The organism is Streptomyces sp. NPDC048566 (genome assembly GCF_043199735.1).
In the GTDB taxonomy this organism is placed as follows: Bacteria; Actinomycetota; Actinomycetes; order Streptomycetales; family Streptomycetaceae; genus Streptomyces.
In genome coordinates this window covers 196800-221519 of record NZ_JBICWL010000006.1, presented here as the reverse complement: position 1 = coordinate 221519, position 24720 = coordinate 196800, and the positions used below count along the sequence as shown (strand labels likewise).

The following is a 24720-nucleotide window of genomic DNA, read 5'->3' as shown; positions in this document are numbered from 1 at the left end:
GCAGGTCAATTGCGACCACGCCGCCCAGGCCGGGGAGCGTTGACCGCGCGGACAACGGTGACAACGCCCCATCCGAGGATCAGGACCATGAAGGCGAGCATCGCGAGGTTCGCGGCGATCGCGGTCAGCACGCCCACGAGGAGCGGGCCGAAGTAGACGCCGGCCGCGACCGTCCCGGCGCCGACGCCGGAGCCGAGCGCGATGCGCTGCACCGTCCGGTCCGGGGCGGCCTGGTGGATGTGGACCACCTGCGGGCCGGTCGGCTGCTGCGGGGCGGGAAGATTGGCGGGCTCGGTGTAGGCGTGCTGGCCGTTGGGGAGCTGGATCACGGTCAACGGCCGCTGTGCGGGCAGGTTGTTCTCCATCACGCACCCTCCGGGGCGTTGTCAGGGAAAGCGCAGGTCGTACACGTGCCGAGCGTGGGCGGGATGACGTACCCCACATCGCGGCGGCACTGCGGGCAGATGCGGCGGGCGGAATTCGCCCGCTCCAGGGCCGCCCACCGGCCCGGCGTCATCGGCCGCACTGGTTTCGCACGGTCGACGCGGTAGAGGTAGGCGACCAGCGGGCCCCGGTGGCGGCGGGGGCGCTGTAGTTCAGCCGCAACGCTCTGGCCACCCGGACGCAGCCCCATCGCGCGGAGCTGCCGGCGGGTAGCCAGACCCTCAGGAGCAAGGCGCCACCGGTACACGGGCAGCGTGGTCATCAGACGGAAGCCTCAGCCGGCTCGCTGTCCTGCGCGCTCTCGCGCAGCCGGTTGGCGACCCATCCGATCGACCAGCCGGTCTCTTCCGCAAGCTGGCGAACCGACTTCTCACCCTCACCGAACGAGCGGAGGTAGGAGCGAGCGTCGCTCTCACGCATCTTCCGGCCCGGGGCCGGACCACCGTTCACGGCGGTGTTCACGGCGCCGTTCGCGGTGTTCACGCTCTCCCGCTCAACAGCCTCGCGGGAGGCGATCGAGACGACGTTGCGGGCCTGCTGTTCGAGCCGTGAACGCTCCGCCTGTTCACGCTGTTCACGTCGCACCGCGTCCTGGCGCTGCTGCTCCTCGCGCCGGACCCGCTCCTCGTATTCGCGCTGCTCACGGCGTTCCTCAGCCGCGCGGTCCTGGCGTTCACGCTCCATCCGCGCGGCGTGCTCGCGCTCCGCAGCACGCTCGGAAGCCTCCCGATCCGCCCGTTCGCGTTCGACCCTTTCGGCGTGATCGCGAGCCTGCTGTTCACGGTGTTCACGGTCCGCCCGTTCGTGTTCACGGTCGGCGCGCTCCTGCCGTTCACGCTGCTCGGTCTCAGTGGCCCGTGAACGCTCGATCCGCTCAATGGCCCGGTTGATCGCCCGCCGATATGCCAGGCCCGCCTCAGCGGTGACGATCAGCAGAAGCGGCGCCACCGAGTGAACGGCAACGCCGACCGCGTCCCCGCCCAGCGCGCTGTCCCCGATGTTCAGAAGCAGCGTCATCAGACCGGTCATCCACCGCAGCACCGCCGGCCACGCCCCGGAACTCCCCCCGAGGCGGGCCACGGTCGCATCGAGACGGACCACGATGACCACCGCGGTATCCACAACCAGGGGAAGGATCGGCGCCGTGCCGGTCCAGCCATCCGGGGTGACCCGCTCGACCAGCGGCGTGACAGTGAGGACGGAGAACAGCACCGCACCGGCGGTGATGGCCCACGTCCCACAAGAGAGCGTCTTCTCAGCGGAGCGGATCTGCCCCGGGGAGAGGGAATCAAGCATCCCAACCCCCGTCCCCAGCGACCGCCCGCACGCTGGCGAGGGTGGGCCCGTAGGCGATGAGGCGAACCTCCGCACCGGCGTAGCGGGCGAACGCCTTAAGCACCCACGTGTCGCCGGTCTGCTCACCGAACTCCACCGACTCCGGACGGATACCGAGAGCCACCCGCCACACCTCGAACTCCCCCAGCCCGTTGTGCAGGGCCAGGTCCACACGCTCGGGGAAGATCGGCGTCACACCCACCGCGGGAGCGGGCAGATGGCCACATTCGGCGGCCAAGGCAACCAGGGCCCGCATCGGCACGGACAAGCCGGCCAGCCTCGACAGGCCGCTCATGCGCCCAGACCCTTGGTCGAAGCGGACCGGCGAGTCAGCGCCACCCGCGCGGCCAACGCCCGGCGACGGGCCCTGCGCAGCCGGCGCGCGTCCAGCTCGGACGGCACCCGGTCCATGGTGATGATGTACGCGTCGATCAGCTCGATGTCCGCGAGGATGACCGGCATCTCAGTCTCGATCGCGTCCAGCTCCGCGTCCGTCGGCTCCATCCACGGAGCGAACGCGGTAACAACGTCCTGAACAGTAACGATGTCCTTCATTGGGTCGTGTTCCTCTCATACAGGAACGGCCCGAACAGCGGCCCCGGTGTTCCAGCACCGGGGCCGCGCGCCGTTGAAGTCGGTAGATCCGGCTCCCCTCAGCGCTGCTCGTACGAGACGAGCAGCGGAGGCAACCGGCGCGGCGCACGCCGCGAGGTTGAAGCGCAGCCAATCGCCGCGCGGTCCGCCTTTTCGACTCGGGGAGGCGGGGCCCACCTATGCAGTTATCAAGCAACTCCCAACTCGGGGCCTCCCGTTGCGGCAGGCCATCCCGAACCAGAACCGTTCCGCCGGAGAGCGGTGCGGCGTCGCATGAACAGACTGGACCGGTGGACCGGTCCAGTCAAGCGGTGAACTCTGAGTTGGTGAGCGAGTTCGCACGTTTGGCCAGCTCAGAGCTACTGACAGGGCATCAAAAAAGCTGGACCGGCGGACCGGTCCAGCTCTGGTTGACGTCGGACCTACATCGCGTAGGTGTCCACCTGCTCGAAGAGCGACGCAGGCGTAACACCCTCTTCACAGACCAGCGGTCGCCCCTCTTGGTCATGCGCCGTGTGCAGGAGGACGGCAACAGCACTGCCTTCCTCAACCGCCAACCGCTCCGCCTCAACGTCGGTGGCCAGTCGGACGGTCGTTACGTCCACTCCCTCGACCGGGAACCGTCCGGTCTGCCGGCGGACGTAGCGAGTCGTGCCCTCAGCAATGGGTGCCGTGTCGGAAAGCCGGGGGGCCGCCTCTCCGATCTCGGGAGGGAACCACGCCTCCACGCAGCTGTTGGGACTTCCGTCGGGGAGTTGAAGAATGCGGACACGACGAAGGGCCTGTACGCCGGGCGCCAGGCCAAGCGCGTTGGCCACGCGCGTGGGAGGTTCGACCCAGTCGGGCGTCCCGACCCGCAGGAAAGGCATCCCGCCGAGAATGCGCGCCGACCCCGCACGGCGTGCGCCAGCGGGCCTCGCCACGGGCGTCTCTGTGACCACGAAGCCAGTGCCCTGCTTGGCCACCACAACGCCATCGTTGCGGAGCACATCCACAGCCTTGATGGCTGTGGCGCGCGACACGTCCCACTGCTCGGCCAGGTCTCGGCCGGACGGGATGGTCTCGCCCGGGGCGAACTCGCCAGCAGCGATGCGTGCCCGAAGCGACTCGGCGATCTCCTCGTACTTCAGAACAGCCATGGTTCCCTCTACCTCGCACACTGGACTGGTCCACCGGTACACACGATACTGCGACCATGTCGAATCTCGAATTGGCTCCCTCCGTGATGCGGTTCTACGGCGAGACGGTGAACGAGGACGACCGCCTGCGCACCTCGGCAGACGGACGGATGGAGCTGGCCCGGACGCAAGAGCTTCTCCGGCGGTTTCTCCCGCCTGCGCCGGCCCGCGTGCTCGATGTAGGCGGAGGGACCGGAATCCATGCTGAATGGCTGGTGAAAGACGGCTATGACGTGACGCTGGTGGACCCGGTCCCCCGTCATGTCGAGACCGCGTCAGCCGTGTGTTCAGCAGTTGTGGGAGACGCCCGCGCTCTCAACGAACCAGATGACAGCTTCGACGTCGTACAGCTCTTGGGACCGCTGTATCACCTGCCCGACCCCGAGGACCGGCGTACCGCGCTGGCGGAAGCTCAGCGCGTGGTGCGGCCGGGTGGCCTGGTCGCCGCAGCAGCTATCAACCGATACGCCTCACTCTTTGAGCATGTGACGTATGCCCACCTCCAGAAGGAACGCATCCGTGACTCTGTCTCCAAAATCCTTGAGACAGCTGTTTATGACGGAGCACGCGGATTCACGCTGAGTTACTTCCACCGGGCTCAGGAGCTGGCCGCGGAGTTGACGGCATCCGGACTCACCGACGTCCAGGTGTTCGGGATCGAGGGCCCCGCATGGTCGCTGGTGAAGGCGGCGGAGCAGCAACCGGGCGAGGGGCCCACCGATGAGCTGATCGCGTCCGCAATGGAGGCGGCGCGCATGGCCGAGCCGTACCCGGAGCTGCTTGCTGCCAGTTCACATCTCCTGGCCGTAGGAAGGACCCTTTCTGGCATCAGCGTCTGATGGCGTCGGTGGCGAGCACTTACGGAGCAGCAGCCTCCTTCGCGCAGGGGTTCCCAATCGCGGCACTTGCCACTATCGCCGCACTGGTGACCACAGGTAACGATCTTTGGGGTAGTTAACAAATCACGCGAGCTTTCGATGAGACTAATCAAACCATGCGAAACGGCCAGTTGACGCTCAACAGAATGGATCAAGATGACCGCCAGGCAACCTCGTCCCGATATTCACGAAACCGTGAAGCGAGAAGTCCGCAAAAGATGCGGATTTGGCTGCGTGCTCTGCGGTGCACCAATTTACCAATACGATCACATGCATGAATGGTCACAAGGCGGAACTCATGAACCGGATAACTTGACGCTACTTTGCGCTAGTCACCACGAAGAGAAGACAAAGAAACTGCTCCCTACTGAAAAGGTGAGACAGGCTAACAAGAATCCGTTCAACCGATCCAGGACAGAATCACCCGCGCACGTCCTTCACTACTACGGAGACAGCTTCGAGGTTTTTATGGGATCTACTCAATTTACACAAACGCTCAGCCCGGGAGGAGCCTGCAACCTCGTGGAGGTAAATTCGGAGTCTCTTTTGAACCTTAGGGTTGACCAAGGTAGCCTCTTGGTCAGCCTTAAGCTTTACGGAAGTGACGGATCGCCTCTGGTTACTATCGACGATAACGAACTGACATACAAGACGGCCAGTTGGGATGTGCAATTCAAGGGGCGAGCCCTTACTGTGCGAGAAGGAAAGGGGAAGATTCGAGCCAGGCTGGCATTCGATCCTCCTCGGCGACTGCACCTCCAGAGAGCCCTATTCCACCATGACGGCCTACAAGTGGAAATCGACCCCGAAGGCGTCCATGTGCCGGATCACGATATCCATCTCGGTGGGGGAATTTGGGCTGGAACTTACACCAAGGGAATTGTCGCCTACGACAAGCATCACAAAACCGATGGGTGCGAAGGTGCATTTTTGTGTATGCCCGTGGATGAGTAGATCTTCACAGGCACATTCGACCTCAGACAAGCACCACGTGCCCTGGCTTCCAAGCTCCCGGCGCAGAAGAATCCGATGTCTCACGCAGGCCATGAGTCAACCGGCAAGAAACCTCTGCCCAACCTGCGGTACAGCGCCCAACGGCAACGAGCGCCCTCTCGGGCCGTCCTGGGGCCGTAGAAGGGCGCTCGTTGGTGACCACCGCTGACAACTGGCGACGGGTCCGCCGCAGTTCAGAGGGGTGATCGAGTGGACGGCCGCAGGTCACGGCCTCCGGGGTCAGTTGTGACTGTGGAGAACGGTCGGACCGGTCATGCGTCTGCGGGCGCCACCGACGACCGGGGCCCCGGCAGATCGGGTTGCCCTCCGTTGACCTGCTCCAGCACCAGGCGGCGAAGTTCCGCCGGTGTAGGCCACGGCGCGCTGCGGTGGATCATGCGGTGACAGTTCGAGCAGATCAGAGCTAGGTCCGCCAGCCTCGTGGTGCCCTCTCCCGCCACGTGGAGCGGCACTACGTGGTGACACTCGATGTAGCCCTCCCCTCGCGTGCCATACACCTTCGCGAAGTCGAATCCGCAGGCTTCGCAAGCGAGGGTGCCGCCCCGCTTGAGTACCGACTCGATCTTCTTCTTGCGAAGTCCCTTGTTGCGCTCACGTGTGCGATGGCGTCGGTAGAGCGCTCGACCCTCAGGTGCACTGACGTCGTCATCGATGTCGTCGTCCTCAGGCTGTACTACGGGTTGCAGATCACCGGACCGCAGTCCTTCGCGAAGCAGCTCAGCAGCGCGCACCATCTCGGCCGGCCGGTCCAAGAAGTCCTGTAGAACCTCGCGATCCAACTGTCCGCCGTTGGTCGGACTGCCCTGATAGTCGGGGTGGAAGCTGGCGATGTTCAACGTCTTCAGCGCCGCACCATTGCGGTTGCGGTATTCGGCCGCCCGCTGCTCCGGTGGGTACGCAGCCAAAAGCTGGAGGAGGTCGGACAGTTCGGCGATCCGCGGGTCCGAGGAGGAGAGCCCTCGCCACCCGTTCTTGGCGACGACATCGCAGGCGAGGATCAGTTCGTCCCTCGTCCACTTGGGGCTACGGGAGACTCCCACATGGAAGCCTTCGCGCTTGAGCCAGTCAACTGCGTGCCCGATGCCGCCGCTTAGCTCGTCCCAGGCCAGGGGCCGCCCCTGAGAGTGCTTGTGGGCCACCGCAGCTACAGCCTTCGAGTCGTATTCCTTACCCTCGTGCAAGATGAGGAACTTCCGTGCCGGCTTGAAGTTGTAGAGGCCGAGGAACGCCTCCGCACCCAGTTCGTCATACTCCTGCAACGTCTTCAGGATGTCGTCACGCGAGATGGCCCCTTTTTCCATGGGCGGAGCGTACCGGCTGGGTCTGACAACCGACTGGGAGTCACCGCCCCCGTAGCGGCGAGGCACCATGCAACGTGCCGTCAGGGGGCGGCACGAGGTCTCCTGGTCCCGCCTCAGCTACCCACCAGCCAGGGTCTCCGAAGTTCGCCACCCCCAGAAGACCGCCACCGAATCGACACCGGGACCGTTCCTAAGGCCAGTGAGGTGAGGCCAGGTGCCAGTCACTGGGCTCGGAGCGGATGGCCCCGCAGCGTGCCTCCAAAGCGGCCGTTGAAGTAAGGGACGCGAGGGCCGCCGGTGGGGGCCTTTGGGCCGTCTCTGGGCCGTCCGAGGATAGCCAGCGACCACCAACGACGACAGACAACGACTGCGTTTCTCATGGTCAGAGCCACAGCTCAAGCAGGCAGTCAAGGTAGAGAAGCCGCATCGTCACTTCCTCCGCAACAAGAAGTCGGAGTGGGAGGAGTACCGCAGCGAGGTCACGGCCTTCGAGCTGCGGAAGAACCTGCCGGTGCTGTAAGGGCAGGTCAGGGCGGTTTGCGCCGTCTTCACCGGGAGGGTCCGCGGTCTCGGCCGCGGGCCTTCCGGCCGTTGCGGGCGCCGTCAGGGGGCGAGGGGCGGGGTGACGATCTCGGGGCACCGGCTCCGCGCCCGCTCGGGATCGTGGAGGTCCCAGTAGCGGCAGTTCTGCAACAGGGTCAGGGTCTCGCCGGTCCGCTGGACGCTCTCCGCCGCGGTCCGCAGATACGCCTGGTCGCGCCGGAGCGCGTCGGCCGCCGACCGGGCCGCCGCCCCGGCCGCGTGGAAGGAGTACCCCGTGCCGGCGGCCAGGACGACGAAGGCCGCCAGGACCGCCAGGCGGGCCAGCCGCCTGCCGGCCGGCTCGAAATCGCTCTGCCCGCCCTTCGCCACCGGGGTGTCGACCAGCGCGGCCGTGGCGAGCCGCGCCTCGTGCTCGGCGCCGTCCACGAGCACCGAGAGCCGCACGATCTGGCCGCGCGACATCAGCCCGGGATGGATGCCGAGCAGGCTTCCCCGGTGGGAGACGACCGCCGGCGGCGCCGTGTCCGGCTGCACCCGGGCCTCCAGGACGGAGACGACGGGGACGGTGAAGTCGAAGACCAGGGACTGCTCGGCCCGGGTGAAGTCCTCGCTCCGGACGTCCCGGCGGCCCGAGTTCTTCACCAGCAGCTCCACCAGCCGCGGTTCGCGCAGCGCACGGGAGCCGAACGACACGCCGATCCCCGAGGCCGGGTCGACGTGCGACAGGAGGGCGGTGTTGACGTGCTGCCGCCAGACGAGACCGCGGCGGGGGTGCGCGCTGCGCAGCGTCGCCCAGGTGGCGACCGCCGCCAGGGCCACCGCCACGACGACGCCGATCGCCGTGTTCCAGAAGTCGTTCGAGGCGAGATATCCCTCGGAGAACGTCGGCATGCCGCCCTCGATCCTGTTGTCGGCCGTCGGCGGAAGTGAAGCAGGGCCCGGGGCCGCACGGCGGGCCGTCCTTCGCTCCCGTGGCGAAGTCGGGACATTGGCCGCGCGCCTGTTCGCGCGGCTGTTCGCCTGCCCGGCCTGCCGGCGCACCCTTTCGTTCAGGCGTTCGATAGCGGGTTCGTCCGGACGCCCGCCTCCGGCCGTCCGGCCGCCCGTCCACCGGCCGTCCGGTCCGGCCGATCACGCCGTGCGGGGGCGGGCGCACGCGGCGGCGGCCACCCCGGCGGGCGTCGGCCGGGCGGACCGGCTCCGGGTGCGCCCGGTGCCCGGTCAGCCGACGTAGGCGGGGGAGACGGCCGCGGTGCTGACGCGCCGCGGCGCTCCGGTGCCGTCGGCGGGCACGGTGTAGAGGTCGGCTCCGTAGTCGCCCGGGAGGGCGTAGACGAGGGTGTGGTCGTCGCGCCAGAGAGCCTGGTCGTCGACGCTGCGGGACTCGGCCAGCGCAGTCTCCCGGCCGGAGGCGAGGTCGAGGACGTACAGCCGCCACGGGGCGTCCGCGGGGAGGCCCTCGACCCGCTTCTTGAACGCGACGCGGGTGCCGTCGGGGGACAGGGAGGGGCACTCGACGTTCGGGTGCAGCGTGGTGAGGGTGCGGGCCCGCAGGTCGCCGCGGACCAGGTGGGTGGTGCCGTGGGTGGCCAGCGTGGCGTAGAAGGTGCGGTCATCGGCGGCGAACGTCACGCCCCAGAGGTTCACGTCGGACGCGTGGTAGGTCCGGCCGTCCTTGATCACGCGGTACGCCTCCAGCGACGGGGTCAGCCGTCCCGTGCGGGTGTCCACGATCGCCGCCCGGGTGGAGAAGTCGGTGCCCGCGTAGGAGTCGCCGCCGACGAAGGCGGTCCAGGCCGCGTACCGTCCGCTCGGCGACACCCGGGCCCGGGAGGGGATGCCCGGCACGTCGTAGCGGGCCCGCTCGTGCAGGGAGGCGTCGAGGATCACCGCGCGGTAGGTGTCCTGGACCGCGCCGTGCACGGCCTGGAGGCACACCCCGGTGCCGGCGGCCGCGTGGAAGCGCAGGCAGGTGACCTTGGAGGCGACGCGCGGGCCGGCCGGGTCCGAGGGGGCGACGGCCGTCAGCTCGTCGCGGTGCGGGCCCCAGGCCATGTTGCGGAACACCAGCCGCCGGGAGCCGGTCAGCGACACCGGTCCGGAGGTGATCGGGGGTCCGCCCGGCCGGGCCTGGTTCCTGCGCTCGGCGCGCGCCGAGGCGTGCAGCACGGCCGCCGCCCCGACGCCGGCGAGGAGGACCAGGGCGCAGGCGAGGACCAGGACGCGGTGGCGCGGTGTCATACGAGACCTTCCGGGGAGGTGCCGGGGCGGAGCGGACGCAGGCCGAGCGCGCACAGGGCTCCGGCGGCGAGCAGCACGGCCGACGCGGCGAGCGCCGTCCGGTCCCCCCATGCCGTCCAGGCCGCGCCGATCCAGAGCGAGCAGGCGAAGCGGGCCGTCGCCTGGCCCGTCTGGACCAGGGCGAGTCCGGACGCGCGCAGCTCGCCCGGCACGCTGTCCGAGGCCGCCGCCATGAGCACGCCGTCGGTCGCCGCGTAGAAGGCGCCGTGCAGCAGCAGGACGGCGCAGGCGGCGGTCGTGCCCCGCCAGGAGCCGAGGAGCAGGGCGTACGCGAGGAGCAGGGCGCCGTGGCCGCAGAGGAAGACCCGCCACCGGCCCGCCCGGTCCGCGAGCCGGCCGAGCGGGACGGCGAGCAGCAGGAAGGCGGCGGCGGTGCCGAGGGGGAGCAGCGGGAACCAGCGGTCGGGCACGGCGAGGCGGCGCTGGAGCAGCAGGAACACGAACGAGTCGCTGACCGTGGCGAGTCCGAGCAGCAGCGCGCACAGCGCGACGCGCCGCAGCTCCGGCCGGTGCAGCAGGGCCAGGGCGGCGCGCAGCGTGGGACGCGGCGCGCCGCCGGACGCGGCGGCCGAGCCCGCCCGTCCGCCCGCCCCGGACCCGGCAGGCCCGTCGGTCTCGCGTGCCGTGTCCGCGCCGGGCTGGGCAGGCTCGGCGACCTGGTGAGCGGTGTTCGCGCCGGACCCGGGTGGCCCGGTGGGGGTGGGGTCCGCGTCGGCGTCGCCTTCGGACGGCTCGGCGGCGGAGTGTGCCGTGTTCGCGCCGGGCCCGGCCGTCCCGTCGGCCGGGGGTGCCGTGATCGCGCCGCACCGGGGCGCCCCCGTCGTCTCCGGGTCCGCGTCGGTTCCGGACCCGGCCGCCCCCTCGGCGTCCCGCTCGGCGGGCGCCTCCGACCCGGACGGTCCGGCGGCTCGCCGCGTGCGTACCGGGCCCGGTACGAACAGGACCAGGACCAGCACCCCGGCGACGGCGACGCAGAAGCTCACCGTGAACACCGCGTCGTAGCCGTCGACGGTGGCGCGCAGCAGGAGGAAGGCGGCCAGCGGGCCGAGCAGGGCGCCGGCGGTGTCCATCGCGCGGTGCACGCCGAAGGCCCGGCCGCGGTTCTCCGGCGTGCTCGACAGGGAGATCAGCGCGTCGCGCGGGGCGGTGCGCAGGCCCTTGCCGGCGCGGTCGGCGGCGAGGACCAGACCGATGGGGGTGAGGGTGTGTGCCACCAGCAGCAGGGGTTTGCACGCGGCCGAGAGCGCGTATCCGGCGCCCGCCACCCACTTGTGGCGTCCGCCGCCCCGGTCGGCGAGGTGGCCGCCCGCCAGCCGGACCAGCGCCGAGAAGCCGTTGTAGATCCCGTCGAGGAGTCCGAAGCCCAGCGGGGACAGGCCGAGGCCCGCCACCAGGTACAGCGGCAGCACCGCGGTCACCATCTCCGAGGAGACGTCGGTGATCAGGCTGACGGTGCCGAGGGCCAGGACGGTGGGCGCGACCGCGGCACGGCGCCGTCCGGCAACGGGCCGGACGGCGCCCTGCGCGGACGCGGCGGCCGGACTCCGCGGAGTGCCGGCGCGGCTGTCCGCGACGTACATGTCAGGACGTCCAGATGCCGGTGATGTCCTTGGCGGAGGCCGCGTTGCCGGCGTGCGGGAGGCCGTGCATGTCCTCCAGCGTGCGCAGCAGGTCGTAGTGGTTGTAGCCGGTGGACGAGGAGGAGCCCGGTGTCACCTGCCCGCCGTACAGCACGGTGGGGATGCGGTTCCCGGCGAGCCGGTTGTCCTCGTCGAAGGTGACGACGAGGAGGCTGTTGTGGCTCTTGGCCCAGGTGGCGTAGGCGCCGAGGTTGTTCTTCAGCCAGGTGTCGCCGGTGGACACCGAGCAGTCGTGCATGTCGCTGCACAGGTTCGGGATGACGAAGGAGACCTGGGGGAGCGTCGTGTAGTCGGTGGGGAACTGCGCGAACGTCCTGGCGCTGGACGTGGGCACGTTGGAGAAGCCGAACCACGGGTTGTGCTTGCGGGCGTACCTGCCGCTGCCGCACGTCGTCGATCCCTGGCCGGGCAGCGTCTCGTTGTAGCTGCCCCAGGTCTTGCCCGCGGCGATCAGCTCGGAGGCGAGGTTCGGGGCGGAGGAGAAGCCGGGCGTGTAGCAGCTGTCGTCCGTGATCCCCTGCGTGGAGCCGGAGAACAGGGCGAAGTAGTTCGGCTGGCTCGGGTGGGTCTCGGCGTAGGACTGCGCGAGGTTGGCCCCGCCGGTCCTGAGCGTGTTGAGGTACGGGGCGCTGGAGGAGCCGATCACCTGGTTGTACGCGTGGTTCTCGAAGACCACGACCACGACGTGGTCCGGGGTCGGGACGGCCGCCGCGGCGTGCGCGGGGGCCGAGCCGGCCAGGCCGGTCCAGACACCGGCCGCTGCCGCGGCGAAGGCGAGAGCGGATGCCACGACGGCACGACGGCGGCGGTACACGTTTCTGCCGGGCACTGCAGACCTCCGGTGAGGGGTGACGACGGTGGCGGTGCGGACAGAGCATGCACACGCCAATATTCCCGGACCCCACGTCCCCGAACCGGTGGGATGAAGAGCGGGTGAACGGCTCCCGCCGGCGCGCGCGGAGCCGCCCGGCCCGGACCGCACGAGCCCGTGACCGCACGGGGCGCCACCGCGCCCCCCGGGGTTAGGCTCACTTCGCACGACCTTGATCCGAAGGCCGGTGCGTGGTCCGATCCGACGGGAGGCCGGGATGACGGCGCCGGGGCGCAGGAGCAGTACCTTCACACGGCTGCTCCGGCACGGTTTCACCGACCCGTCGGCGGCCGAACGCCTCCTCCAGAGCCCCGAGCTGTCGCCGGTCAGGACCGACCCGGTCCTCCTGGACGCCCTCGGCGCCACCGCGGACCCCGACCTCGCCCTGCTCGGACTCGTCCGGCTCGTCGAGGCGCAGGACGGCGACGCCGCCCGGCGGGAGCTCCTCGACACGCTCATCGCCGCCAAGCCGCTGCGGGACCGCCTCCTCGGCGTGCTCGGAGCCTCCGAGGCGCTCGGCGACCACCTCGCCCGCCACCCCCGGGACTGGCAGGCCCTCGTCACCTACGAGGCGGCGGACCTGCACCCCGGCGTCGCGGAGTTCGAGGACGGGCTCGCCGGCGCCGACGACCCCGTCGAGCTGCGCGTCGCCTACCGCCGCTGCCTGCTCTCCATCGCCGCGCGCGACGTGTGCGGCACCACCGACCTGGCCCAGTCCGCCGCCGAACTCGCCGACCTCGCCACCGCCACCCTGCGCGCCGCGCTCGGCATCGCCGGGGCCGCCGCGCCCGACGACGCCGCGCTGTGCCGGCTCGCCGTGATCGCGATGGGCAAGACCGGCGGGCACGAACTGAACTACGTGTCCGACGTCGACGTCATCTTCGTGGCCGAGGCCGCCGACGGCGCCGACGAGGCCAAGGCCGTGCAGGCCGCCACCCGGCTCGCCTCGCACCTGATGCGGATCTGCTCCGAGACCACCGTCGAGGGGAGCATCTGGCCGGTCGACGCCAACCTGCGGCCCGAGGGCCGCAACGGCCCGCTGGTGCGCACCCTCAGCAGCCACCTCGCCTACTACCAGCGCTGGGCGAAGACCTGGGAGTTCCAGGCACTGCTCAAGGCCCGCCCGGTGGCCGGGGACCCCGACCTCGGCCGGGAGTACGTCGCCACCCTGGCCCCCCTGGTGTGGCAGGCGGCCGAACGCGACAACTTCGTCGCCGACGTGCAGAAGATGCGCCGCCGTGTCGTCGAGAACATCCCCGCCGCCGAGATCGAGCGGGAGCTGAAGCTCGGCCCCGGCGGCCTGCGCGACGTCGAGTTCGCCGTGCAGCTCCTGCAACTCGTGCACGGCCGGGCGGACACCTCGCTGCGCAGCGGCAGCACCCTGGGCGCCCTGAAGGCACTCGCCGCGGGCGGCTACGTGGGCCGCGCCGACGCCGTCCAGCTCGACGACGCCTACCGCTTCCTGCGCTCGATGGAGCACCGCATCCAGCTCTTCCGGTTGCGGCGCACCCATCTGGTGCCCGAGGACGACGCCGACCTGCGGCGGATCGGGCGCTCGCTCGGCCTGCGCGTCGATCCGGTCAGGGAACTGAACCGGGAGTGGCGACGGCACGCCTCCGTGGTCCGCCGGCTGCACGAGAAGCTGTTCTACCGCCCGCTGCTCGACGCCGTCGCCCAACTCGCTCCGGGCGAGACCCGGCTCAGCCCCGGTGCGGCCCGCGAACGCCTCGTCGCCCTCGGCTACGCCGACCCGGCCGCCGCCCTGCGGCACCTGGAGGCGCTGGCGTCCGGGGTGTCGCGCAAGGCGGCCATCCAGCGCACCCTGCTGCCGGTCCTGCTGGGCTGGTTCGCGGACTCCGCCGACCCCGACGCCGGACTCCTCAACTTCCGCAAGGTCTCGGACGCGCTCGGCAAGACACCCTGGTACCTGCGGCTGCTGCGGGACGAGGGCGCCGCCGCGGAGAACCTCGCCCGGGTGCTGTCGGCCGGGCGGCTCGCCCCCGACCTGCTCCTGCGCGCCCCGGAGGCCGTCGCGCTGCTGGGCGACGGCGACGGCGGCGGGCTCGAACCGCGCGACCGCGCCCACCTGGAGCAGGAGATCCTCGCCGCGGTGCGCCGGGCCGACGGCGGCGAGCAGGCCGTGACCGCGGCCCGCGGTGTGCGGCGGCGGGAGCTGTTCCGCACGGCCGCCACCGACATCGTCGCCTCCTACGGCACCGAGGAGACCCCCGCGGTCGCCGATCAGGGCGCGCTGGTCGACCTGGTCGGCGGGGCGGTGTCCGACCTGACGGCCGCGACGCTCGCCGGCACGCTGCGGGCCGTGGTGCGCGACGGCTGGGGCGACACCCTGCCCACCCGGTTCGCGGTGATCGGCATGGGCCGCTTCGGCGGCCACGAACTCGGCTACGGCTCCGACGCGGACGTGCTGTTCGTCCACGAGCCCCGCGAGGGCGTCGACGAGCAGGAGGCGGCGCGGGCCGCGGGCGCGGTGGTGGCCGAGATGCGCCGGCTGCTCCAGATCCCGAGCGCCGACCCGCCCCTGCTGATCGACGCGGACCTGCGGCCCGAGGGCAAGTCCGGCCCGCTGGTGCGCACCCTGAAGTCCTACGAGGCGTACTACCGGCGCTGGTCGCTGGGATGGGAGTCGCAGGCCCTGCTGCGGGCCGAGGTCGTCGCGGGCGACACGGACCTCGGCGGCCGGTTCATCGAGCTGATCGACCCGCTGCGGTACCCGGCGGAGGGGCTCGGCGAGGAGGCCGTACGGGAGATCCGGCGGCTGAAGGCCCGGATGGAGTCGGAGCGGATGCCGCGCGGCGCCGACCCGACCCTGCACACCAAACTCGGGCGGGGCGGGCTGTCCGACGTGGAGTGGACGGTACAGCTCATCCAGCTCCGGCACGGCTGGGCCGAGCCGGGCCTGCGGACGACCCGGACGCGCCCGGCGCTGGCCGCCGCGTGTGCCGCCGGGCTGCTGTCCGCCGAGGACGCGGCCATCCTGGACGAGGCATGGGTGCTGGCCACCCGGGTGCGCAACGCCGTGATGCTGGTGCGCGGCCGGGCAGGCGACACCTTCCCCTCCGACGGCCGCGAGCTGGCCGCCGTGGGGCGCTACCTGGGCTACGGCCCCGGCCACGTCGGGGACATGCTGGACGACTACCGGCGCACCACCCGCCGGGCGAGGGCGGTCGTGGACGAGCTGTTCTACGGAGCGTGAGCCTCGCGCCCCGGTGCGGTGTCCGCGCCGGGGCCCGGCACCCCCTGGGGGAGGGCGTAGGGCAGCGCCCCGTACCAGAGGCGGGCCACCAGGAAGCCGAAGGCGAGGCAGAGCATGCCGCCCACCGCGTCCAGCCAGAAGTGGTTGGCCGTCGCCACGATCACCAGGAGGGTGGCCGCCGGGTACAGCAGGCCGAGGAGGCGGGCCCACGGGACCGAGGCCAGCGCGAAGATCGTCAGACCGCACCACAGCGACCACCCGATGTGCATCGACGGCATCGCGGCGTACTGGTTCGACATGTCCTTGAGGTCGCCGGAGGCCATCGACCCCCAGGTCTGGTGGACCATGACCGTGTCGACGAACGAGCCGCCGGTCATCAGCCGGGGCGGCGCCAGCGGGAGGAAGTAGTAGCCGACCAGCGCGACCGCCGTGGTCGCGAAGAGGGCGAGCCGGGCCGCCGCGTAGCGGCCCGGATGGCGGCGGTACAGCCACACGAGGACACCCAGCGTCACCACGAAGTGCAGCGTCGCGTAGTAGTAGTTCATCCCGATGATCAGCCATGTCACCGAGTTCACGGCGTGGTTGACCGACTCCTCGACGGCGATGCCGAGGTGGTGCTCCAGCCGCCAGATCCAGTCCGCGTTGCGCAGCGCCTCGCGCCGCTGCTCCGGGACGGCGTTGCGGATCAGCGAGTAGGTCCAGTAACTCACGGCGATGAGCAGGATCTCGAACCAGAGGCGGGGGCGACGCGGAGCCCGCATACGGCGCAGGAGGTGGGGCCCCGCCTTCTCCTCCGCGACGGGCTGTGGAGTGGCCGCTTCCCGGCCTTCCAGTGTCGTCACGGTCGTCTCACCCATAGGCGCAGAGTCTGCCAGAAAAGCCTTCGACCACCGATCATCCCGCGGATGGGGTCGAGTCGCACGTTCTGCACCGGAATCAGGCCGAAAACGCCCGGACCGTCCTTCAGGGGACGGAATCCGCCTCAGGGGCGGCTCCGGTCCCCGGGCGCCGAGGCCGTCGAACCGCGCACCACCAGTTCGGGCATGAACACGAACTCGCTGTGCGGGGCGGGTGTCCCGCCGATCTCCTCCAGGAGCGTGCGCACCGCCGCCTGGCCCATGGCGGGCACCGGCTTGCGGATCGTCGTCAGCGGCGGGTCGGTGAACGCGATGAGCGGGGAGTCGTCGAATCCCACCACCGAGACGTCGGTGGGGACCTCCAGCCCCCGCTGGCGCGCCGCCCGTATCGCACCGAGCGCCATCATGTCGCTGGCGCACACGATCGCCGTGCAGCCCCGGTCGATCAGGGCGCTCGCGGCGGCCTGGCCGCCCTCCAGGGTGTACAGCGAGTGCTGGACCAGTCGCTCCTCGACGTCGGCGGGCGCGAGAGCGAACTGCTCCTGCATCGTGCGCACGAAGCCCTCGATCTTGCGCTGCACCGGCACGAAGCGCTTCGGGCCGAGGGCCAGGCCGATGCCGGTGTGCCCCAGCGAGGCGAGGTGGGTGACCGCGAGGGCCATCGCCGCGCGGTCGTCCGGGGAGATGAAGGGAGCCTGCACCTTCGGCGAGAAGCCGTCCACGAGGACGAAGGGGACGCCCTGGCCGCGCAGCTGCTCGTAGCGCTGCATGTCCGCCGAGGTGTCGGCGTGCAGGCCCGAGACGAAGATGATGCCCGCGACCCCCCGGTCGACCAGCATCTCGGTCAGCTCGTCCTCGGTGGAACCGCCCGGTGTCTGGGTCGCGAGGACCGGGGTGTAGCCCTGGCGTGTCAGGGCCTGCCCGATGACCTGCGCGAGCGCGGGGAATATCGGGTTCTCCAGCTCGGGGGTTATCAGGCCCACCAGGCCCTCGCTGCGCTGCCGCAGACGCACCGGGCGCTCGTAGCCCAGGACGTCGAGGGCGGCCAGCACGGACTGGCGGGTGGTCGCGGCGACGCCCGGCTTCCCGTTGAGGACGCGGCTGACGGTCGCTTCGCTGACCCCCGCCTGAGCTGCGATGTCGGCAAGCCGTGTGGTCACGGGATTGGACTGTACCGGTCGCGTCTCGCCCTGCCCACCAACCGGACGCCGTGTGCGGGCGGTTGTGCGGCCCGCTGCGGGCTGCTGCGTCATCGCGCTCCCTCGTGTTCCGGTCGGATCGGCGTCCCGGGCGTGCGCCGCGGGAAAGGGTGGCTCCTGCAAGGCGCTGACGCCCGATGATCCCCGTGCGCGCCGCCCATGGCAAGAGCTTGCAGAGTCTTGCACAGACGTGCGGATGTCCGCTGAGCGGCCTCACAGACGGGTTGCGGCCCGATGCAGCCGAGGTCACGGGGGTGTAACTCTCGGCAGCTCTTGCACTTTTTTGCTGCAAGGTCTTTCGCGCCGCTTACAACGCTGTTACGTTCACGTCGCCCGGCGGACGCAACGGCGCAGTCGGCAAGTCGGCAGGGGGATCGGGCGGGACCGCATCCCCACCTACTCGGGCTTTCACCCTCAAGGAGATCTCATGCGGCGTGGCATAGCGGCCACCGCGCTGGTGGCGTCCCTCGCCCTCGCGGCGACGGCCTGCGGCGGCAGTGACAGCGGCAGCGACAAGGCGGACGGCCCCCTCACCATCACCTGGTGGGACACCTCCAACGCCACCAATGAGGCGCCGACGTACAAGGCCCTGGCCAAGAAGTTCGAGAAGGCCAACCCCGGTATCACGGTCAAGTACGTCAACGTGCCCTTCGACCAGGCGCAGAACAAGTTCGACACGGCCGCCGGCTCCAAGGGCGCCCCGGACATCCTGCGCTCCGAGGTCGGCTGGACCCCGGCCTTCGCCAAGAAGGGCTACTTCCTGCCGCTCGACGGCACCGCGGCCCTCGCCGACCAGGCCAAGTTCAAGTCGAACCTGATCGAGCAGGCCAAGTACGACGGCAAGACCTACGGTGTCCCGTTCGTCACCGACACCCTCGCGCTCGTCTACAACAAGGCGCTGTTCGAGAAGGCCGGCATCACCGACGCCCCGAAGACCTGGGCCGACCTGAAGACCGACGCCGCGAAGATCAAGGCGAAGACGGGCGTCGACGGCTACTGGGGCTCGACCCAGGCCTACTACGCGCAGTCCTTCCTCTACGGCGAGGGCACCGACACCGTCGACGCCGACGCCAAGAAGATCACCGTGAACTCGGCCGCCGCGAAGAAGGCGTACGGCACCTGGCAGGGCCTGTTCTCCGGCAAGGGCCTGCACAAGGCCGACACCACCGCCGACGCCTACGCCCACATCCAGGACGCGTTCGTCAACGGCAAGGTCGCCGCCATCGTCCAGGGCCCCTGGGAGATCACGAACTTCTACAAGGGCTCCGCGTTCTCGGACAAGGCCAACCTCGGCATCGCCACCGTCCCGGCCGGCTCCAGCGGCAAGGCGGGCGCCCCGACCGGCGGCCACAACCTCTCCGTGTACGCGGGCTCGGACAAGGCCCACCAGGAGGCCTCGCTGAAGTTCGTGAAGTTCATGACCTCCGCGACGTCGCAGGCGACCATCGCGCTCAAGAACTCCACGCTCCCCACGCGGGACGACGCCTACACCTCCGAGGTCAAGGCCGACCCGGGCATCGCCGGCTACCAGACGGTCCTCTCCGCCGCCCAGCCCCGTCCGGCGCTGCCGGAGTACAGCTCGCTGTGGGGCCCGCTCGACACCGAGCTGCCGAAGATCGCCGGGGGCAAGGAGTCCCTGGACAAGGGCCTGAGCAACGCCGAACTGGCGATCGCCAAGCTGGTCCCGGACTTCAGCAAGTGAGCCCGAGTGGCCGCCGGACCCACCCCGCCGCGCCCGACTCCGGTCGGGCCGCGGGGACCCCGCCAGCGGGGCGGAGGGACCCGGCGGCCACCGGCCGTGTGCGCCCAACTCCTGATCTTGCAGAAGGTGTCGAACCATGACAGTCGCCATCGACCGAGCGACCGGCAAGCGCCGCGGTGACCGAGCACCGGGCCCCGGCCGGATGCAGCGTCTGAAGCACTCGTACCAGCGGTACTGGTACGCGTACGCGATGATCGCCCCGGTCGTCGTCGTCCTCGGCGGTCTGGTGCTCTATCCCCTGGTGCGGGGCTTCTACCTGACGCTCACGGACGCCAACAGCCTCAACTCGGCCCGCACGATCGGCGTCAACCACATCGACGCCACCTACAAGTTCATCGGCCTGGACAACTACAAGGACATCCTCTGGGGCCCGACGTCGTACGACCGCTTCTGGTCGCACTTCATCTGGACCATCGCCTGGACCGTCCTGTGCGTCGCCCTGCACTACGCGATCGGTCTCGGCCTCGCCCTGCTGCTCAACCAGAAGCTGCGCGGACGCACCGTCTACCGGCTGATCCTGGTGCTGCCGTGGGCCGTGCCGACCTTCGTCACCGTCTTCGGCTGGCGGTTCATGCTCGCCGACGGCGGCGTCGTCAACGGCATGCTGGAGGCCGTGCACCTGCCCACGCCGCTGTGGCTGGAGGACACCTTCTGGCAGCGGTTCGCGGCGATCATGGTCAACACCTGGTGCGGCGTGCCGTTCATGATGGTCTCGCTGCTCGGCGGGCTCCAGTCCATCGACTCCACGCTGTACGAGGCGGCCGAGATGGACGGCGCGAACGCCTGGGAGCAGTTCCGCTACGTCACCCTGCCGGGGCTGCGGTCGGTCAGCTCCACCGTGGTGCTCCTCGGCGTGATCTGGACCTTCAACCAGTTCGCCGTGATCTTCCTGCTGTTCGGCAACACCGCACCGGACGCGCAGATCCTCGTCACCTGGGCCTACTACCTCGGCTTCGGGCAGCAGCCGCGGGACTTCGCGCAGTCCGCCGCCTACGGCATCCTGCTGCTGGCCATCCTCGTCGTCTTCACCTCCTTCTACCGCCGCTGGCTGAACCGCAATGACCAGCAGCTCGCGATCTGAGGCGGGAGTCTCCATGAGCACCACCACCCTGCGGACGCCACCGGCCGAAGAGGCCCCCGTCCCCGCCGAGTCGCCGCGTCCGGCCCGCCGGCGCGGTCGGCGCGGCCTCGCCGGCTCGCTCGCCTCCCACGGCATCCTGACGGTCGCGAGCCTGATCGCGCTGTTCCCGATCGCCTGGCTGGTCTTCCTGTCCCTCGGCCCGGACAAGGACGACTACCTGCACCCCGGACGCATCTGGGACACGATGACGTTCGACAACTACTCCTTCGTGCTCGGGCACACGAACTTCTTCGACTGGATGAAGAGTTCGCTGATCGTCTCGCTCGGCACCACCGTGATCGGCGTGATGGTGGCGGCCAGCACCGGCTACGCGGTCTCGCGCATGCGCTTCCCCGGCTACCGGAAGTTCATGTGGGTCCTGCTGGTCACCCAGATGTTCCCCATCGCCGTGCTGATCGTGCCGATGTACCAGATCCTCTCGGACCTGCAGCTGATCGACTCCTACCTCGGCCTGATCCTCGTCTACTGCTCGACGGCCGTCCCCTACAGCGCCTGGCTGCTCAAGGGGTACTTCGACACCATCCCGTTCGAGATCGACGAGGCCGGACGCGTCGACGGGCTGAGCCCCTTCGGCACCTTCTTCCGGCTGATCCTGCCGCTCGCCAAGCCGGGCCTGGCGGTGGCCGCGTTCTACAACTTCATCACCGCCTTCGGCGAGGTCGCCTTCGCCTCGACGTTCATGCTGGACGACTCGAAGTACACCTTCGCCGTCGGACTCCAGAGCTTCGTCAGCGAGCACGACGCCCAGCGCAACCTGATGGCCGCGACCGCGGTCCTGGTCGCGATACCCGTGTCCGCGTTCTTCTACCTCGTGCAGAAGAACCTGGTGACGGGACTGACCGCCGGCGGCACGAAGGGCTGATCCGGGCGGGGCCCGGAAGGTCCCGCCCGAAAGACTCCCGCGCGTGCCTCACGCGCGGGTGGCGGCCGCGGTGCCCATCCGACCCCGCCGGTTCCGCGGCCGCCTCATCCGCCCGTCCGACCCCCCCCGGCCCGCCCCGGACCTCCTCCGCCCCCGCTCCCGCCCCGCGCGAGCCGGGGCCCGCCCCCACCGAACTCCTCCCCACCGGCGGCCGAGCCCGCCCCGGGGAACCCATCGCATCAAGGACGCCATGAGCCAGCACTCCGCCGACCAGGCCCCGAACTCCGTTCTCGCCACCGTCGCCGCGCACCGCGACTGGTGGCGGGACGCGGTGATCTACCAGGTCTATCCGCGCAGCTTCGCCGACAGCAACGGCGACGGCATGGGCGACCTGGAGGGCGTACGCTCCCGACTCCCGTACCTGCGCGACCTCGGCGTGGACGCCGTGTGGCTCAGCCCCTTCTACGCCTCGCCGCAGGCCGACGCCGGCTACGACGTGGCCGACTACCGGGCCGTCGACCCCATGTTCGGCAACCTCCTCGACGCCGACGCGCTCATCCGCGACGCCCACGGTCTCGGCCTGCGGATCATCGTGGACCTGGTGCCCAACCACTCCTCCGACCAGCACGAGTGGTTCAAGCGCGCCCTGCGCGAGGGCCCCGGCTCCGCGGTGCGCGAGCGCTACCACTTCCGGCCCGGCAAGGGCGCGGAGGGCGAACTGCCCCCGAACGACTGGGAGTCCATCTTCGGCGGCCCGGCCTGGACCCGGGTCACCGAGCCGGACGGCACCCCGGGCGAGTGGTACCTGCACCTGTTCGCCCCCGAGCAGCCCGACTTCAACTGGGAGCACCCGGCCGTCGGCGACGAGTTCCGCTCGATCCTGCGGTTCTGGCTGGACATGGGCGTCGACGGGTTCCGGATCGACGTCGCGCACGGCCTGGTCAAGGCGGAGGGCCTGCCGGACCTCGGGGACCACGACCAGCTGAAACTGCTGGGCAACGATGTCATGCCGTTCTTCGACCAGGACGGCGTGCACGAGGTCTACCGGCAGTGGCGCACCATCCTCGACGAGTACTCCGGCGAGCGCATCTTCGTCGCCGAGGCGTGGACGCCGACGATCGAGCGCACCGCGAACTACGTCCGCCCCGACGAGCTGCACCAGGCGTTCAACTTCCAGTACCTGGGCACCCACTGGGACGCGGCCGAGCTGCGCTCGGTGATCGACCGCACCCTCGACGCGATGCGCCCGGTCGGCGCCCCGTCCACCTGGGTGCTGTCCAACCACGACGTGACCCGGCACGCGACCCGGTTCGCCAACGAGGCCGGCCTGGGCACCCAGATCCGCACCGCCGGCGACCGCGAGGCCGGACTGCGCCGGGCCCGCGCCGCGAGCCTGCTGATGCTCGCCCTGCCCGGCTCGGCCTACGTGTACCAGGGCGAGGAGCTGGGCCTGCCGGACGTCGTGGACCTGCCCGACGAGGTGCGCCAGGACCCGGCCTACTTCCGGGGCGCCGGCCAGGACGGGTTCCGGGACGGCTGCCGGGTGCCGATCCCGTGGACCCGCGCCGGCTCCTCGTACGGCTTCGGTGACGGCGGGAGCTGGCTGCCGCAGCCCGCCGAGTGGGCCGAGCTGAGCGTCGAGGCGCAGACCGGTGCGGCGGGCTCGACGCTGGAGCTCTACCGCGAGGCGCTCGCCGTGCGCCGCGAGCGCTCCGACCTCGGGGCGGGGGACACCGTCGAGTGGCTGGACGCCCCGGAGGGCGTGCTCGCCTTCCGGCGCGGCGGATTCGTCTGCACCGCGAACACCGGCGGCCGGGCGGCGACCGTCCCCGTATACGGCCGGATGCTCGTCGCGAGCGGCGAGGTGAGCGTGCCGGAGGGCGGCGAGGCGAAGCTGCCCGCCGACACGACCGTGTGGTGGGCAGCCTGACCCTGTCCCGCCACTGCCGAGCGGTGCCCCGGTCCTCCCGGACCGGGGCACCGCTTTTTTGACGCCCTGAAAACCCTTACGACATCTTGCTGAAACTTGCCGGCAAGAGATACGTTCCGGCACACGCCCGACTGATTTACCGGGCAACTTCCTTCCCGGGCACCCCACTTGCACCCCGGAGCCCCGGTCACCCGCGCTCGCACACCCCCACCGCACAACGACGTGCAGGAGATGACATGGCCAAGAGACCCCTCGCCACCGCGCTCGCGCTGGCCGCCGGCATGGCGGCGTCCGCGCTCCTCCCCGCCGGCACGGCCGAGGCGGCACCGCCCGGAACCAAGGACGTCACCGCCGTCCTCTTCGAGTGGAAATTCGACTCCGTCGCCAAGGAGTGCACCACCACCCTGGGACCCGCCGGATACGGCTACGTCCAGGTCTCCCCGCCCGCCGAGCACATCCAGGGCTCGCAGTGGTGGACCTCGTACCAGCCCGTCAGCTACCGGATCGCCGGCCGGCTCGGAGACGCCACCGCCTTCAAGAACATGATCAACACCTGCCACGCGGCGGGCGTGAAGGTGGTGGCGGACACGGTCGTCAACCACATGTCCGCGGGCTCCGGCACCGGCACCGGCGGCTCGTCGTACTCGAAGTACAACTACCCCGGCCTGTACTCCTCGTACGACATGGACGACTGCACCGCCAGCATCACCGACTACGGCAACCGCGCCAACGTCCAGAACTGCGAACTCGTCGGCCTCGCCGACCTGGACACCGGCGAGGAGTACGTCCGGTCCACCATCGCCGGGTACCTGAACACCCTGCTCGGCTACGGCGTCGACGGCTTCCGCATCGACGCGGCCAAGCACATACCCGCCGGTGACCTCGCCAACATCAAGTCCCGGCTGACGAACCCTTCCGCCTACTGGAAGCAGGAGGTCATCTACGGCGCGGGCGAGGCGGTCCAGCCCACCGAGTACACGGGCAACGGCGACGTCCAGGAGTTCCGCTACGCCTACGACCTCAAGCGGGTCTTCAACAACGAGAAGCTCGCCTACCTGAAGAACTACGGCGAGGGCTGGGGCTACCTGAACAGCTCCGGCGCGGCCGTCTTCGTCGACAACCACGACACCGAGCGCAACGGCTCCACCCTCAACTACAAGAGCGGCGCCAACTACATGCTGGCCAACGTCTTCATGCTCGCCTACCCCTACGGCGCGCCCGACATCAACTCCGGCTACGAGTGGTCGAACGCGGACGCCGGACCGCCCAACGGCGGCACCGTCAACGCCTGCTGGCAGGACGGCTGGAAGTGCCAGCACGCCTGGCCGGAGATCAAGGCGATGGTCGCCTTCCGCAACGCCACCCGCGGGCAGGGCCTGAGCAACTGGTGGGACAACGGCAACAACGCCATCGCCTTCGGTCGCGGCAGCAAGGGCTTCGTGGCCGTGAACCACGAGAACTCCTCGCTCAGCCGGACGTACCAGACCTCCCTCGCCGCCGGAACCTACTGCAACGTGCAGAACAACTCCCAGGTCACGGTGAACGGTTCGGGGCAGTTCACGGCAATGCTGGGCGCCAACACCGCCCTCGCCCTCTACGCGGGCAAGTCCAGCTGCTGAAAAGCCTTTCCGCATGTTGCAAGACTCTTGCTGTAAA

The 24720-nt window shown here is 70.2% G+C and carries 21 protein-coding genes and 1 pseudogene; 9 read left to right on the top strand and 13 right to left on the bottom strand.

The features are described from left to right. Window positions 1-5: 5 nt before the first annotated feature. From ACGFS9_RS13420 to ACGFS9_RS13395, 6 genes are all read right to left on the bottom strand, one after another. Window positions 6-365 carry a DUF6251 family protein gene (locus tag ACGFS9_RS13420; RefSeq protein ID WP_393253080.1) on the bottom strand — a complete coding sequence of 120 codons (360 nt, stop codon included), beginning with the start codon at window positions 363-365 and terminating at the stop codon, window positions 6-8. Next, a complete protein-coding gene (locus tag ACGFS9_RS13415; protein WP_393252912.1) occupies window positions 365-706 on the bottom strand; it encodes an RRQRL motif-containing zinc-binding protein in 342 nt (113 codons plus the stop codon). The genes ACGFS9_RS13420 and ACGFS9_RS13415 overlap by 1 nt, the downstream gene beginning before the upstream one ends. Further along, window positions 706-1740 carry a DUF2637 domain-containing protein gene (locus ACGFS9_RS13410; RefSeq protein ID WP_393252911.1) on the bottom strand — a complete coding sequence of 345 codons (1035 nt, stop codon included), beginning with the start codon at window positions 1738-1740 and terminating at the stop codon, window positions 706-708. The genes ACGFS9_RS13415 and ACGFS9_RS13410 overlap by 1 nt, the downstream gene beginning before the upstream one ends. Continuing rightward, the gene (locus ACGFS9_RS13405) at window positions 1733-2074 is read right to left on the bottom strand and encodes a hypothetical protein (protein ID WP_393252910.1); all 342 of its coding nucleotides are present in this window, start codon (window positions 2072-2074) and stop codon (window positions 1733-1735) included. Before ACGFS9_RS13405 ends, ACGFS9_RS13410 begins: the two co-directional genes overlap by 8 nt. Then, window positions 2071-2334, bottom strand: a complete 264-nt coding sequence (locus ACGFS9_RS13400) for a DUF6284 family protein (RefSeq protein ID WP_393252908.1) — start codon at window positions 2332-2334, stop codon at window positions 2071-2073. Before ACGFS9_RS13400 ends, ACGFS9_RS13405 begins: the two co-directional genes overlap by 4 nt. Before the next feature lie 461 nt (window positions 2335-2795). After that, window positions 2796-3512 carry a GntR family transcriptional regulator gene (locus ACGFS9_RS13395; protein ID WP_393252907.1) on the bottom strand — a complete coding sequence of 239 codons (717 nt, stop codon included), beginning with the start codon at window positions 3510-3512 and terminating at the stop codon, window positions 2796-2798. Window positions 3513-3568: 56 nt separating this feature from the next. Here ACGFS9_RS13395 and ACGFS9_RS13390 point away from each other — a divergent pair, with 56 nt between their 5' ends. Beyond that, window positions 3569-4390 (top strand): class I SAM-dependent methyltransferase, encoded by an 822-nt coding sequence (locus ACGFS9_RS13390; RefSeq protein WP_393252906.1) that lies wholly within the window; start codon window positions 3569-3571, stop codon window positions 4388-4390. A gap of 195 nt (window positions 4391-4585) precedes the next feature. Next, window positions 4586-5383: an HNH endonuclease gene (locus ACGFS9_RS13385; RefSeq protein ID WP_393252904.1), complete on the top strand. Its 798-nt coding sequence runs from the start codon at window positions 4586-4588 to the stop codon at window positions 5381-5383. Window positions 5384-5694: 311 nt separating this feature from the next. Here ACGFS9_RS13385 and ACGFS9_RS13380 read toward each other — a convergent pair whose 3' ends face one another. Beyond that, on the bottom strand, window positions 5695-6744 hold the full coding sequence (locus tag ACGFS9_RS13380; RefSeq protein ID WP_393252902.1) for an HNH endonuclease: 1050 nt from the start codon (window positions 6742-6744) through the stop codon (window positions 5695-5697). A gap of 433 nt (window positions 6745-7177) precedes the next feature. On the opposite strand from ACGFS9_RS13380, the pseudogene ACGFS9_RS13375 reads away from it, so the two are divergent. Then, window positions 7178-7264: pseudogene (locus tag ACGFS9_RS13375) on the top strand (glutamine synthetase); the annotation flags it as partial. 83 nt (window positions 7265-7347) lie between these two features. Here ACGFS9_RS13375 and ACGFS9_RS13370 read toward each other — a convergent pair. From ACGFS9_RS13370 to ACGFS9_RS13355, 4 genes are all read right to left on the bottom strand, one after another. After that, on the bottom strand, window positions 7348-8178 hold the full coding sequence (locus ACGFS9_RS13370; protein WP_393252900.1) for a hypothetical protein: 831 nt from the start codon (window positions 8176-8178) through the stop codon (window positions 7348-7350). A gap of 330 nt (window positions 8179-8508) precedes the next feature. Then, window positions 8509-9528 carry a TolB family protein gene (locus ACGFS9_RS13365; protein WP_393252899.1) on the bottom strand — a complete coding sequence of 340 codons (1020 nt, stop codon included), beginning with the start codon at window positions 9526-9528 and terminating at the stop codon, window positions 8509-8511. Then, a complete protein-coding gene (locus ACGFS9_RS13360) occupies window positions 9525-11168 on the bottom strand; it encodes an MFS transporter (RefSeq protein WP_393252897.1) in 1644 nt (547 codons plus the stop codon). The genes ACGFS9_RS13365 and ACGFS9_RS13360 overlap by 4 nt, the downstream gene beginning before the upstream one ends. A 1-nt stretch (window position 11169) precedes the next feature. Next, window positions 11170-12042 (bottom strand): alkaline phosphatase family protein, encoded by an 873-nt coding sequence (locus ACGFS9_RS13355; protein ID WP_393253078.1) that lies wholly within the window; start codon window positions 12040-12042, stop codon window positions 11170-11172. Window positions 12043-12316: 274 nt separating this feature from the next. Here ACGFS9_RS13355 and ACGFS9_RS13350 point away from each other — a divergent pair, with 274 nt between their 5' ends. Next, complete coding sequence (locus ACGFS9_RS13350; protein ID WP_393252896.1) at window positions 12317-15313, top strand: bifunctional [glutamine synthetase] adenylyltransferase/[glutamine synthetase]-adenylyl-L-tyrosine phosphorylase; 2997 nt, start codon at window positions 12317-12319, stop codon at window positions 15311-15313. Here ACGFS9_RS13350 and ACGFS9_RS13345 read toward each other — a convergent pair. Then, window positions 15301-16170 carry a phosphatase PAP2 family protein gene (locus ACGFS9_RS13345; protein ID WP_393252894.1) on the bottom strand — a complete coding sequence of 290 codons (870 nt, stop codon included), beginning with the start codon at window positions 16168-16170 and terminating at the stop codon, window positions 15301-15303. The genes ACGFS9_RS13350 and ACGFS9_RS13345 overlap by 13 nt on opposite strands. A 125-nt stretch (window positions 16171-16295) precedes the next feature. Then, window positions 16296-17330 carry a LacI family DNA-binding transcriptional regulator gene (locus ACGFS9_RS13340; protein ID WP_393252892.1) on the bottom strand — a complete coding sequence of 345 codons (1035 nt, stop codon included), beginning with the start codon at window positions 17328-17330 and terminating at the stop codon, window positions 16296-16298. 466 nt (window positions 17331-17796) lie between these two features. On the opposite strand from ACGFS9_RS13340, the gene ACGFS9_RS13335 reads away from it, so the two are divergent. The 5 genes from ACGFS9_RS13335 to ACGFS9_RS13315 all read left to right on the top strand — a co-directional run bounded on the left by ACGFS9_RS13335 (window position 17797) and on the right by ACGFS9_RS13315 (window position 24683). Next, entirely contained in the window at window positions 17797-19071 is a 1275-nt protein-coding gene (locus ACGFS9_RS13335; RefSeq protein ID WP_393252891.1) for an extracellular solute-binding protein, read from the top strand. Between the two features lie 136 nt (window positions 19072-19207). Beyond that, entirely contained in the window at window positions 19208-20212 is a 1005-nt protein-coding gene (locus tag ACGFS9_RS13330; protein WP_393252889.1) for a carbohydrate ABC transporter permease, read from the top strand. A 13-nt stretch (window positions 20213-20225) separates the two neighbouring features. Further along, window positions 20226-21134: a sugar ABC transporter permease gene (locus ACGFS9_RS13325; protein WP_393252888.1), complete on the top strand. Its 909-nt coding sequence runs from the start codon at window positions 20226-20228 to the stop codon at window positions 21132-21134. 250 nt (window positions 21135-21384) lie between these two features. Then, window positions 21385-23064, top strand: a complete 1680-nt coding sequence (locus tag ACGFS9_RS13320; RefSeq protein WP_393252887.1) for a glycoside hydrolase family 13 protein — start codon at window positions 21385-21387, stop codon at window positions 23062-23064. Window positions 23065-23300: 236 nt separating this feature from the next. Next, the gene (locus ACGFS9_RS13315; protein ID WP_393252885.1) at window positions 23301-24683 is read left to right on the top strand and encodes an alpha-amylase family protein; all 1383 of its coding nucleotides are present in this window, start codon (window positions 23301-23303) and stop codon (window positions 24681-24683) included. Window positions 24684-24720 lie beyond the last annotated feature (37 nt).